Origin of the sequence: Mycobacterium sp., assembly GCF_049683935.1 — a bacterium.
In the GTDB taxonomy this organism is placed as follows: domain Bacteria; phylum Actinomycetota; class Actinomycetes; order Mycobacteriales; family Mycobacteriaceae; genus Mycobacterium.
The window spans coordinates 21300-32818 of record NZ_JBAUJR010000311.1; the positions used below are offsets into that span (position 1 = coordinate 21300).

At 66.0% G+C, this 11519-nt stretch carries 14 protein-coding genes and 1 pseudogene; 2 read left to right on the forward strand and 13 right to left on the reverse strand.

Annotated features, from left to right (window positions below):
* Positions 1-364 precede the first annotated feature (364 nt).
* The 8 genes from WA965_RS18355 to lmeA all read right to left on the reverse strand — a co-directional run bounded on the left by WA965_RS18355 (position 365) and on the right by lmeA (position 4743).
* A complete protein-coding gene (locus WA965_RS18355; protein WP_526301826.1) occupies positions 365-994 on the reverse strand; it encodes a nitrobindin family protein in 630 nt (209 codons plus the stop codon).
* Positions 995-1155: 161 nt separating this feature from the next.
* The gene (locus tag WA965_RS18360) at positions 1156-1482 is read right to left on the reverse strand and encodes a DUF732 domain-containing protein (protein ID WP_526301828.1); all 327 of its coding nucleotides are present in this window, start codon (positions 1480-1482) and stop codon (positions 1156-1158) included.
* A gap of 192 nt (positions 1483-1674) precedes the next feature.
* The gene (locus WA965_RS18365) at positions 1675-1977 is read right to left on the reverse strand and encodes a DUF1416 domain-containing protein (RefSeq protein ID WP_526301830.1); all 303 of its coding nucleotides are present in this window, start codon (positions 1975-1977) and stop codon (positions 1675-1677) included.
* Between the two features lies 1 nt (position 1978).
* Complete coding sequence (locus WA965_RS18370) at positions 1979-2812, reverse strand: sulfurtransferase (protein ID WP_526301832.1); 834 nt, start codon at positions 2810-2812, stop codon at positions 1979-1981.
* Between the two features lie 19 nt (positions 2813-2831).
* Positions 2832-3305 (reverse strand): DUF4395 family protein, encoded by a 474-nt coding sequence (locus WA965_RS18375; protein ID WP_526301834.1) that lies wholly within the window; start codon positions 3303-3305, stop codon positions 2832-2834.
* 87 nt (positions 3306-3392) lie between these two features.
* Positions 3393-3485 (reverse strand): Ms5788A family Cys-rich leader peptide, encoded by a 93-nt coding sequence (locus WA965_RS18380; RefSeq protein WP_353961945.1) that lies wholly within the window; start codon positions 3483-3485, stop codon positions 3393-3395.
* Between the two features lie 29 nt (positions 3486-3514).
* Entirely contained in the window at positions 3515-3937 is a 423-nt protein-coding gene (locus tag WA965_RS18385; protein ID WP_526301836.1) for a thioredoxin family protein, read from the reverse strand.
* Positions 3934-4743, reverse strand: a complete 810-nt coding sequence (gene lmeA / locus WA965_RS18390; protein ID WP_526301838.1) for a mannan chain length control protein LmeA — start codon at positions 4741-4743, stop codon at positions 3934-3936. Before lmeA ends, WA965_RS18385 begins: the two co-directional genes overlap by 4 nt.
* Before the next feature lie 171 nt (positions 4744-4914).
* On the opposite strand from lmeA, the gene WA965_RS18395 reads away from it, so the two are divergent.
* Together WA965_RS18395 and mshD are read left to right on the forward strand one after the other, a co-directional pair.
* Positions 4915-5697, forward strand: a complete 783-nt coding sequence (locus WA965_RS18395) for a winged helix-turn-helix transcriptional regulator (protein WP_526301840.1) — start codon at positions 4915-4917, stop codon at positions 5695-5697.
* Positions 5694-6587: a mycothiol synthase gene (gene mshD / locus WA965_RS18400; protein ID WP_526301842.1), complete on the forward strand. Its 894-nt coding sequence runs from the start codon at positions 5694-5696 to the stop codon at positions 6585-6587. Before WA965_RS18395 ends, mshD begins: the two co-directional genes overlap by 4 nt.
* Here mshD and arsA read toward each other — a convergent pair.
* The 5 genes and pseudogenes from arsA to WA965_RS18425 all read right to left on the reverse strand — a co-directional run bounded on the left by arsA (position 6584) and on the right by WA965_RS18425 (position 11367).
* Positions 6584-8356 (reverse strand): arsenical pump-driving ATPase, encoded by a 1773-nt coding sequence (gene arsA / locus WA965_RS18405; protein ID WP_526301844.1) that lies wholly within the window; start codon positions 8354-8356, stop codon positions 6584-6586. The genes mshD and arsA overlap by 4 nt on opposite strands.
* A gap of 5 nt (positions 8357-8361) precedes the next feature.
* A complete protein-coding gene (gene arsD / locus WA965_RS18410) occupies positions 8362-8754 on the reverse strand; it encodes an arsenite efflux transporter metallochaperone ArsD (protein ID WP_526301846.1) in 393 nt (130 codons plus the stop codon).
* Positions 8751-10285 (reverse strand): annotated as a pseudogene (arsB, locus tag WA965_RS18415) (ACR3 family arsenite efflux transporter). Before arsB ends, arsD begins: the two are co-directional and overlap by 4 nt.
* A complete protein-coding gene (locus tag WA965_RS18420; protein ID WP_526301848.1) occupies positions 10282-10665 on the reverse strand; it encodes an ArsR/SmtB family transcription factor in 384 nt (127 codons plus the stop codon). Before WA965_RS18420 ends, arsB begins: the two are co-directional and overlap by 4 nt.
* Positions 10666-10689: 24 nt before the next feature.
* Entirely contained in the window at positions 10690-11367 is a 678-nt protein-coding gene (locus WA965_RS18425) for an arsenate reductase ArsC (RefSeq protein ID WP_526301850.1), read from the reverse strand.
* Positions 11368-11519 lie beyond the last annotated feature (152 nt).

An 11519-nucleotide genomic window follows, 5' to 3' on the forward strand; every position in this document is an offset into this window, starting at 1 on the left:
AAGGCTCGGGGGTCGCTCCATGTCTGGACCCGGTTGCTCCTCGATCAGCCTGCAGGACCCGGCGCCAGCGATGAACACTCCGCCATCGCCTGCTCCCATTTCGCGGGGTCGACGCCAGGGGGCGGGCCGGTGGCGGGTCCAGGAGGTGCGGGCATCCCGTGCTGACCCAGGCAGTACGCGAGGGAGCCGTGACCGACGCTGGGCGCCACCGAGGTCGGTGTCGATTCCGACGTCGTGCCATCAGGAGAAGTGCCATCAGGAGACGTGCTGTCAGGAGATGTGCCATCCGGTGCCTCGGCCGGTGCCGAGCAGGCGACGGTGATTCCCACCGCGACAAGCGCCGCGACTGTTTTGACTGCGCGCACTAGCCGACGAACCTGGTCAGTCTGGCGGACAGATGGGGCACCAGCCCGCCGTCGGCGTCGACCCGTTCCTCGACATAGGCCAGGTCGCCACCCTCGACGATGCCGTAGAGCCGCTTGGCTCCGCCGACGAGCATGCCGGACTTGCTCCGGGCCAGCGCATCGGTGACCAGCTCCCAGGACGACTGGTTGAGTGGCCGGCCGTAGAACAACTCCACATAACCGGCGGAATGCGCCAGCAGCAGCTCGATGGCCTGCGTCTCGCCCGGGTCGGCCGGGTCGTCGACGAATCGCCAGAAGCCGGTCTCTCGGAGATCGGGGCCGTCGAACTCACCGTCGTCGTTCAGCTTCCAGGACCGCGCTTCCCAATTGAGGTAGTCGCCACCGTCGTGGGACACGACGATCTGCTGACCGAATCGGAAGTCGCCGTGGGCGCGGTGGCCTTCACCCTCGCCTCGCCAGACACCCACCAGAGGCAACAGCGCCAGCAGGGCGTCGTCGAGGTTCGCGCCCTTCCTCAGGTTCGCCGTGTCGGCGGACAGCGGAAGGTCGTCGAATACCGGAATGTTGCGGGCAGCGGTTTCTCGGGCTCGCTCTGCAGCTGCCGCGACCGCTTCGTCGCCAGACGTCACGACTCGTCGGTGACGAGCCGGTACACCGCGTACAGCGCGAACCAGGTGATGACCACCACGGCCGCGACAAGCAGGATCTCGAAGAACAGGATCACGGCAGGAAGTCTAGTCGCCGGGACAAAAGATCTCCCGGCGGCTGTCGAAGACCGGAAGAGGTGCCGTCAGGCAGCGTCGAAGATGTACTCGTACTCGGGGCAGAATGCGCCGGTGGCGGCTCCGATGAACGTCGCGGCCTGATCGGTGGACCAGCCCGTCGCCCCGGTCAGGTCCGTGACCTCCTGCATCAGGGTGGCGCCGTTGTCCCAGTCCTGGCAGACCGCGTACCCGGTTTCGATGACCTGTGCGGTCTTGTCTGATGGCCAGGTGATTCCGCCGTCGGAGATCACCGTCAGGAAGTCTCCCTCCGGATCCGCGACGGCCGCGGGTGCAGTTACCAGAGCGACTGCGGCGAACGCCGCTGTCGCAGCGAAGGCGATGGTGAGCTTCATGGTCGCGTCCTAGCGGTAACGCGGCGGGCCGCGCCGCGGATGTGGATGACCCGCGCCCAGCAGCGCGGGGTCCACCATATTTTCGCCGACGACAGCTAATCCCGCAGCGTTTTCACAGCAAGATCAGGGCAACCCCCAGTTACGCCCCTGTGAACTCAGACCCGACCTGATCGGGCCGCCTGATTGCCTGACTCAGGCGACCTTGACGTCGACCTCGTGGATACCCGCGCCCGACGGTGCCACGCTGGCGTCTCCGTTGCCTACCGACGACAGGGCGCGCAGCGTCCACGTCCCGGGCGCGGCAAAGAAACGGAAGTCGCCGGTGGCAGATGCGACCACTTCGGCGGTGAACTCGTCAGAGCCGTCCAGCAGACGCACGAACGCGCCTCCCACACCCTGACCCGATCCGTCGACGACGCGACCGGTGATCACCGTCTCCTTCTCGAGGTCGACGCCCGCGGGCAACGTCAGTCCTTGCTTCGGTGCAGAGCACATATCAACTTCCCAACTCGATCGGGGCCCCCACCAGGGAGCCGTATTCGGTCCAACTGCCGTCGTAGTTCTTGACGTTGGTGTGTCCCAGCAGCTCCTGCAGCACGAACCAGGTGTGCGACGAGCGCTCACCGATGCGGCAGTAGGCGATGGTCTCCTTCTGGCCGTCCAGTCCGGCCTCGGCGTAGAGCTTGGCCAGATCCTCGTCGGACTTGAAGGTGCCGTCCTCGTTGGCGGCCTTGCTCCACGGCACGTTGATCGCGCTGGGGATGTGACCGGGGCGCTGGCTCTGCTCCTGCGGCAGGTGCGCCGGCGCCAGGATCTTGCCGGAGAACTCGTCGGGGGAGCGCACGTCGACCAGGTTCTTGGTGCCGATCGCGGCGATGACCTCGTCGCGGAACGCACGGATGGTGTTGTCGGGATCCTTGGCGGTGTAGCTGGTCCCGGGGCGGGTCACGGCGTCCTTGGACAGGGGGCGGGCATCGAGCTCCCACTTCTTGCGCCCACCGTCGAGCAGCTTCACATCCTGGTGGCCGTAGAGCTTGAAGTACCAGTACGCATACGCGGCGAACCAGTTGTTGTTGCCGCCGTAGAGAACCACGGTGTCGTCGTTGGCGATGCCGCGCTCGGAGAGCAGCTTGGAGAACTGCCCGGCGTCGACGAAATCGCGCTTGACCTGATCCTGCAGATCGGTCTTCCAGTCCAGCTTGATCGCGCCGGGGATGTGACCGGTGTCGTAGGCGCTGGTGTCCTCGTCGACCTCGACGAAAACGGTGTTCGGCGCCTCGAGATTGCTCTCGGCCCAGTCGGCTGTGACCAGGACGTCGGAGCGTGCCATGGATAGATCCTTTCGATTGCTAATGGGTGGGAGTCAGCCGTGCGACGAGCGGGTAGAGCTGGCAGCCGAGGCAGACGCCGAAGGCTGCGTTGAGGAACGCCGCCGCGAGCGCAAGGCCCGTGGCGGCCAGACCCAGCAGAACGAGACCGCTGGAGAAACCGATGACGCCGACCACCGCGAACACGAGGCCGACCAACTGGGCGAACTTCAGCGGCGCAGCGGGCTCCCGCTCGGTGACGGGCCCCAGCCGCGGGGCGACGACCGTGGCGAAGACGAGACCGTAGGGATGCTGCCGGGGCCCGCGCGCGGCGCCGATGGCAAAAACCACTGCCTGGGCGGTCAGGAGCAGCGCTGCGCCGGCTGCGCTGGCTGTCGAGATGAGCAGGGCGGCAACAAGGACGCCAGTGGTGACCCAGGCGGCGAAACGGGGTCCCCGTACGTCCACCTGCGCAGGCTGCGCGTTACCGGGACGGGTACTGACGGTGTTGAACAAAACTGTGCTCCTGTTGTGGGGAAAGGCTGGACGCGGCAGCCCTCCGGGGCCACTCGCAGAGTGCGGCGCGCAGAGATACGCGGCGACTCAGCAGCTGCAACAACAACAGCAACAACCCGCAACGCGGCACAGATCGACTGCGCGGCGCTTGGTGAGCAAGAGCTCGAGGCGGGCTGACACGGTGGACAGCTTACCCAATGAACGGGTGATCAAGCCAACAGCGGTTCGAGGGCCGCTCGCAGGTCAGTGGCGGTCGGCACCCCGGAGGCGCGGTAGCGCGCCTGACCGTCGGAATCGAAGATGAACGTCGTCGGCAGCGACAGCACCGAAAGCTTGCGTGCCGCCTCCGGATTGGCGTCCAGGTCGATCTCCACGTGCGCCACCCCCGGCAGGTCGGCGCACACCTGGTCGACGACCCGGCGCACCCCGGCGCACGGGCCGCACCAGTCCGCGCTGAAATGCACGACGGTCGGTCCGGTGCGGGACAACCCCAGTTCGTCGGGGTCCATCCGGGGATAGTCTGCTGCCCCTTTGATCAGTCCGGCACGCAGCGTCAGCAGCCTGCCGATCACGAATGCGAGACCGAAGGCCCCGATAAGCACGGCGACCACCAGGACCCAGGACGAGCTCATGATTGCCTGAACTCGTCGAGCTCGAGGGTTACTCCCTCGGCGATGCCCTCGATGATCACATCCGAGCCTCGCGCCCCCTCGCTTGTCGGCGCGATTCCGAAGGGCAGCTTCTGCCCGGGGAGGCTGGCGGAGAAAGCCGACAACACCGCGGGCAGCTGGTCTTCGGGCACCTCCTGGTCGGCGGTCCCCGGCCCGGTCAGCAGTCCGGTGGCCGTCATGACCAGGGTGGTGGCATCGGTGATGGACAGGTCGACGGCGATACTGACCTTCGAATCGAACCCGACCTTCCTCGGTGTGCCGGTGAAGACCAGCCCCCGATTGCTCGAGATGCCGGACTCTGTGGTTCCGCCGGTGGAGTCGTTGGTCTCCACGGTCGGTGCCTCGACGAGCAGATCGGGGATTTCCATGAACCTGCCCAGGTGAGTGGAGTCGATGATGATCCGGCTTTCCACCTTGCCCACCACCAGCGTCGCATCCGGAGGGATCAGCCAGGATCCGTCGCCGAGATCGATCGAATGCATGGTCGCCTCCAGCGACGCCTTGCCGGTGACCGGGTGATCAACGCCACTGGCCTTGATCTCGACCTCGTCGTAGTGCCGGCGCATCGCCTGCGGGCCGAAGGGGAAACCCAGGATCGCCACCGAGGGGTCCCAGTGCAGGTCTGCAGCGGTCCTAACGCTTCTGGCCAGGCGATACTCGGCGTAAATCGCCGTACCGAAGTCGGTGCCGACAACGCCGACGACGACGGCGGTGAGGGTCGCCAGGGCACCGATCGCGAGCTTGCGCACCCCGACATTGTTGCCCACGACGCGACGGTATTCGGTTCGGCGAGGCTTACCTGCAGGTGGCACGCTATCGTTATGGAACCATCGGTCGGGTAACGGCCGTGTGTCAGGCATGAATCTGGGAAGTCACCGCGCGACAGTGTTGTCTCGGGGTATCCCGGCGGATGATCTCCACAATCGTTGGAGGGCCAGTTGGATCTACTGCTATTGACAGTCGACCCACATCCCGAGTCGGTGCTGCCCTCGTTGTCGCTGCTGGCTCACAATGTGCGCACGGCGCCGACGGAAGTGTCCTCGCTGTTGGAGGCCGGCACTGCGGATGTGGCGATCGTCGATGCGCGCACCGACCTGGCCGCTGCGCGCGGACTGTGCCGGTTGCTGGGGACGACGGGTTCGTCGGTTCCGGTGGTCGCTGTCGTCAACGAAGGCGGCCTCGTCGCCGTCAGCGTCGAATGGGGCCTGGACGAGATTCTGCTGCCGGGCACCGGCCCTGCCGAGATAGACGCCCGACTTCGGTTGCTGGTCGGACGTCGCGGCGGCGCGGCCAACCAGGAGAACCTCGGAAAGATCAGCCTCGGTGAGCTGGTGATCGACGAGGGCACCTACACCGCGAGGCTGCGCGGCCGCCCGTTGGATCTGACCTACAAGGAATTCGAGCTGCTGAAGTATCTGGCGCAGCACGCCGGACGGGTGTTCACCCGGGCCCAGCTCCTCCAGGAGGTGTGGGGATACGACTTCTTCGGCGGTACCCGCACGGTCGACGTGCACGTGCGGCGCCTCCGCGCCAAACTCGGACCCGAGTACGAGTCGCTGATCGGCACCGTCCGCAACGTCGGCTACAAGGCCGTCAGGCCGGCGCGGGGTCGATCGTCCGCCCAGGAACCGGATCTCCCCGACGATCCGGACGACGACGACTACGGGGATGCCCCCGACGGGGTGCCGGTCCCGTTGGTCGAGCACCTGCACAGTAAGTGAGTCGGATCGCCTGGCGACCGCAGCTGTCGGCTGCGGAGCAGCAGGAAATCCGTGACATCATCAGTGCGGCAACGGATTTCGACGGCGTCCCACCCGTCGGCGAGCAGGTGGTGCGTGAGCTGGGACAGGAACGCACCCAACATCTGGTTGCCACCGGGGCTAGCGGTGCGATCATCGGATATCTGAATCTGACGCCGGAGATGGCCGAACTGGTGGTCGCTCCCGACGCTCGCAGGCAGGGTGCCGGCGCGTCGTTGATCCGTGCGGCGCTGGACAGGACAGGCGGGCGGATCCGATTCTGGGCGCATGGGACGCTGCCAGCGGCGGAGGCGGTCGCCGCCTCTCTGGGGCTGGGTCCGGTGCGTCGGTTGCTGCAGATGCGACGCCCACTTCTGGATGTGCCGGATGTCGACGTGGCCGACGGTGTGCAGCTGCGCACTTATGTCGGACCCGCCGACGATGCCGAGATCCTGCGGGTCAACAACGCGGCCTTCTCCTGGCATCCCGAGCAGGGTGGCTGGACCGAGGCTGAGATCGCCGAGCGCCGGGGTGAGCCGTGGTTCGACCCTGAGGGTCTGTTCCTTGCCTGTGATGAGACCGGCGAAAGACTGCTCGGTTTCCACTGGACCAAGCTGCACGCCGACAAGCCCGGCATCGGCGAGGTCTACGTCGTCGGAGTCGACCCTGCCGCCCAGGGCATGGGGCTGGGGCGCACGTTGACGGCGGTCGGGATGGCGTGGCTTGCGCAGCAGCTCGCGAACGCGGCCGAGCCCACCGTGATGCTCTACGTCGAGTCCGACAACACCGCCGCCGTGCGCACCTATGAACGTCTGGGCTTCACGGTCTACAGCACCGACACCGCCTATGCGGGGGTGAACACAGACGCCTAGGTCGATGCCGCGGCGGCCCGTGACCTGGTGAGCGCTTCCAGTGCCGGGATGCCCACCGGCTCGGTCGGCAGTAGAGGTATCACGGCAAGCCTATCGGCGAGATCGGATCTCACCTTGTCGATCTGCGGCCGCTCGGCGGCGGCCCGTCGACGCAGCAGCGGGGACGCCGGACGGGCGGCGGCGAGCGAATTGTTGATCACCCACGCCCAGGGGTGAATCCGGGCCCGTTCGAGTTCTTCCTGGAGGCCGGCGGCTTCGAGGACCGGGGTGGTCTCGGCCAGAGTGACGACGATGACCTTGGTGAGGTCGGGATCCTGCAGGCGCATCAGCGGCGTGGTGAACTGTCGGTCGCCGAATTGCCGGGCGACCTCGCGGTGGTAGGACCCAGTGGCATCGAGCAGCAGCAGCGTATGTCCGGTCGGTGCGGTGTCGACTACGACAAATTTGTGCCGAGACTCGCTTATCACCCGTGAGAAGGCTTGGAACACTGCGACTTCCTCGGTGCACGGTGAGCGGAGATCCTCTTCGAGCATCGACCGTCCCTGTTGGTCGAGCGCACGGCCCTTCGTGGCGAGAACATGGTCTCGGTAGGCGCGGGTCGCCCCGGCCGGGTCGATGCTCGACACATGCAGGTTCTCCAGGGTCCCGTGCAGCATGTCGGTGAGATGCCCGGCGGGGTCGGTGGTGGTCAGATGCACCTGATGCCCGCGGTCGGCCAGGGCGACGGCGATCGATGCGGCGACGGTGGTCTTTCCGACGCCGCCCTTGCCCATGCACATGATCAACCCGTGGTCGCCGCTGGCAAGTTCATCGATCAGGTTTGTCAGCGGGGCGGCGGTGTCGTCCGTCGGCGCCACCTCGTTGTCAGTGGGCGTCCCCGGGTCCGCATCGAACAACGTGGTGAGCGCCTCAAGCCCGACGATGTTGGCGGCCTTGAGATCCACCTGATCGGTTGGCAGCAAGTGCAATTCGTCGGGTAGGGCAGCGATGGCTTGTTGCTCGCGCAGGTAGATCGCCCCGGCGAGCGGGTCTGCGGGTCCGGCGGGGGCGGGCAGGACTCCGTTGATCACCACGTACTGGTGCGTCAGACCGATTGCTGCCAATTCAGTGTGTGTGCGGGCGATCTCGGTCAGCGTCGACCGCTGCGCACGGGCTACGAGCACGAGGCGGGTGCGTAGCGGGTCGGACAGGGCGGCGACCGCGCCGGCGTAGAGGTCACGCTGTTTGTCGAGGCCGGACAGCGGGCCGAGACACGACGCGTCGCCCTTGCCCTCCTTGAGGAATTCCGTCCATGAGCCTGGCAGTTGGAGCAGTCGGATGGTGTGTCCGGTGGGTGCTGTGTCGAAGAGCACGTGGTCGAACTGCTCCATCGGGCCGTCGGAATCGGTGAGTAGTTCGGTGAATTCGTTGAAGGATGCGATCTCGGTGGTGCACGAACCGGAGAGTTGTTCGGCGATCGACTGCAGTTCCTTGTCGGGTAGCAGGCCGCGAACCGGGCCGATGATTCGCTCGCGATATGCCTCGGCCGCCTGGTCGGGGTCGATCTCCAACGCGGACAACCTCTCTACCGCGGGGATCGTGGTGATGGTGTTACCTATCGACATCCCGAAGACCTGGCCGACATTGGACGCCGGGTCTGTGCTGACCAGCAGAACCCGTTTCCCCTGGCGGGCCAGGTGGATCGCGGCGGCGCAAGCAATCGAGGTCTTGCCCACCCCGCCTTTGCCGGTGAAGAACAGAAAGCGGGGCGGTGTGTCCAGGAACTTCACGAGTGTCAGCAGCAGCCGGAGGCGTCGGGACTGTCGCTGCTGCAGCAGCTGTCGCCGGAAGTCGTGTCCTCCAGCAGATTCGTTGCGACTGCCGGTTCAACACCGGCCCAAGCGGCCAGTTGGTTGCGGTCGGGATAACGCCCCGTCATCGCGGTGATGCCGTCGACCAGGATCAACGGCAATCCTTCGGAGCCGGCAACCTGCAGAAAAGCCCGCACTGTGTGGTTCTCGGCGAACGTGCCCGGTTCACTCGCCAGGTTGTAGCGGGCGACGTCGCCGCCGCGGCTGGCGACGAAGTCGAGATCCGCTGAGAACATCACCAATTGCTGGTCGACATCCTCGCCGCAGACCCCCGTCGCGCAACACAGCGCGGGTTCGAATACCTCGACCTTGCTCATTGAACGGGCTCCTCCGATGGTGTCGACGACGGGATGCTGAGCTGGCCGGCAAGCCGGCGGACACGGGCGGCGATGTCATCGCGCACCAGACGCATCCGCTCGATGCCGTCTATGCCGCGCTCGGACGGTTCGTCGGTGTCCCAGTTCTGGAATTCGGTGCCGGGGACCGGGTCCAGCTGAGCTTCTCGACCCAGGATCACGACCACGTCGACATCCGCAACCAGTTGTGGATCAACAGGTGTGGGTGTTTGATCGCTGATGTCGATCCCGAGCTCGCCGAGGCTTTCCGCCGACAGCGCGTTGACTGCTGTTCCCGGTTTGGTGCCGGCGGAGTGCACATCGACCCGGTCGCCGGCGAGCTGACGCATCAGCCCCGCAGCCATCTGTGACTTTCCGCCGTTCTTCGCGCAGACGAAAAGCACGGAGGGCCTGCGCGTCATTTCGTCTCCTCGACCGCCGCAGTTGTGCCGGAGGCGAAGCGACCGCGCAGCGCCAGCGACACGTACACCAGGGCTACCAGGACGGGCACCTCGATGAGCGGGCCGACGACTCCGGCCAGTGCCTGTCCGGACGTCACGCCGTAGGTGGCGATGGCGACGGCGATCGCCAACTCGAAGTTGTTGCCTGCGGCGGTGAACGCCAATGTGGTGGTGCGCTCGTAGCCCAGGCCGATCGCTGCACCGAGGAGGAAGCCACCGCCCCACATGATGGCGAAGTAGGCCAGCAGCGGCAGCGCGATCCGCGCGACATCCCAGGGGCTCGAGATGATCTGATCGCCCTGCAGCGCAAAGAGGATGACGATGGTGAAGAGCAGGCCGTAGAGCGCCCACGGTCCGATCCTGGGCAGAAACGTGCTCTCGTACCACTCCCGGCCCTTGGCCTTCTCCCCGAACCGGCGGGTGAGGTAGCCCGCCAACAACGGAATGCCGAGGAAGATCAGCACCGACTTGGCGATCTGCCAGACCGAGGTGTCGATGCTGGTCTGCTCCAGGCCGAGCCAACCGGGAAGCACCGAGAGATAGAACCAGCCCAGGACCGCGAACATGAAGACCTGGAACACCGAGTTGATCGCGACCAGCACGGCCGCGGCCTCGCGGTCGCCGCACGCGAGGTCGTTCCAGATGATCACCATCGCGATGCAACGCGCGAGGCCGACGATGATCAGGCCGGTGCGGTATTCGGGAAGGTCCGGAAGCATCAGCCATGCCAAGGCGAACATCAACGCCGGACCGAACACCCAGTTCAGAACCAGTGACGACAACAGCAGTCTGCGGTCCCCGGTCACCGAGTCGAGGCGGTCGTAGCGGACCTTGGCCAGGACCGGGTACATCATCACCAGCAGTCCGACGGCGATCGGGAGCGAAATGCCGTCGATCTCAACGGCGCTCAGCGCGTTGCCGAGTCCCGGGACGAGTCTGCCGAGCAGTAGGCCGGCGACCATGGCGATGCCGATCCAGACCGGCAGCATCCGATCCAGCGCGGACAGTTTCTTGACGACCGCAGAATCGTCGGTGGTGGTGGGGCTGCTCATGACACGGTCTCCTCGACACAGGCATCAGATGGTGTGGCTTCGCCCTCGTCGATCTGAAGGATCAGCGAAAGCTGCTGCAGTGCTTCGGGAATCGCCCGGTAGTAAACCCAGGAACCGCGCCGCTCACTGGCGAGGATTCCGGCGGACCGAAGCACTTTGAGATGGTGGGAAATCGTCGGCTGGGTCAGGTTGAATGTGGTGGAGATGTCGCAAACGCACGCCTCCCCGCCGGGATTGCCGGCGATCAGGCTCAACAGGCGCAGGCGCACCGGGTCGCCCAGCGCCTTGAACATCCGGGCGAGGCGGTCGGACGTGTCCTCGTCGAGTGCGGCAAGGCCGAGGGAGTCGCCAGCGCGCAGCAGCAGGGATGATTTCGACATCCGTCTATATTGACAGATATCGAATCAACTTGCGACGGCAACCCCGAGTTCGGTCAGGAGCGTGCGCACCCGTTGTTCGATCTCATCGCGGATCGGCCTGACGTCGTCGACGCTCTGGCCGGCGGGATCGTCGAGCTTCCACTCTTCGTAGCGAAGCCCGGGGAAGACCGGGCAGGCGTCGCCGCACCCCATCGTGATGATCACGTCGGCGGCGCGCACGATCTCATCGGTCCACGGCTTGGGGTATTCACGAGAGATGTCGATACCGCGCTCGGCCATCGCCGCCACTGCCGCGGGGTTGACCTCGTGGCCCGGTTCGGAGCCGCCTGACCAGGCAACGGCGGCGTCGCCGGCCATCTGGGTGAAGAAGCCCATCGCCATCTGTGACCGTCCGGCGTTGTGGGTGCACAGGAACAGCACGGTCGGCTTTCCGTCGTGATGCTTGCCCTCCACCTTGGCCAGTGCCCGAAGGCGTTGCCGGGCAAAGCGTTCGGCGAGCAGGGGTAGGAAGTTCGGAATCTTGGCGTGTCCGGCGAACTGATCGTAGGACGAATGCAGGAAGCGCTCGATGGTCTCGACGCCGTAGATGCCGTCGAACTCCTTCTCCAGCTGGGTTGCGGCGGACGTCATCGCCAGGCGCTGGTCGATGGACAGATCGTGTCGGAGGTGCGGATGGGCTTCGGGGGCGATGTTCTCGGTCATGCTGTTCTCCTTGTCAGGCGGTCTTCAGGGTGGGCGCCAGATGGTGGATGCGTTCGCTGAGGTCGTCGACGGCGGCATCAAAGGCGCCGGCCCTCTCGGTGCGCGCGGGGTCGGCCACCGACCAGTGCAGGCGGGTGAGTTCGGTGGGGAGT

Bases quoted from the DNA above. Each gene is read 5' to 3' on its own strand.
- WA965_RS18370 (WP_526301832.1), bottom strand. From the start codon at position 2,812: ATGGCACGCTCCGACGTCCTGGTCACAGCCGACTGGGCCGAGAGCAAT.
- WA965_RS18365 (WP_526301830.1), bottom strand. From the start codon at position 1,977: ATGTGCTCTGCACCGAAGCAAGGACTGACGTTGCCCGCGGGCGTCGAC.
- arsD (WP_526301846.1), bottom strand. From the start codon at position 8,754: ATGAGCAAGGTCGAGGTATTCGAACCCGCGCTGTGTTGCGCGACGGGG.
- WA965_RS18425 (WP_526301850.1), bottom strand. From the start codon at position 11,367: ATGACCGAGAACATCGCCCCCGAAGCCCATCCGCACCTCCGACACGAT.
- WA965_RS18385 (WP_526301836.1), bottom strand. From the start codon at position 3,937: ATGAGCTCGTCCTGGGTCCTGGTGGTCGCCGTGCTTATCGGGGCCTTC.
- WA965_RS18360 (WP_526301828.1), bottom strand. From the start codon at position 1,482: ATGAAGCTCACCATCGCCTTCGCTGCGACAGCGGCGTTCGCCGCAGTC.
- WA965_RS18420 (WP_526301848.1), bottom strand. From the start codon at position 10,665: ATGTCGAAATCATCCCTGCTGCTGCGCGCTGGCGACTCCCTCGGCCTT.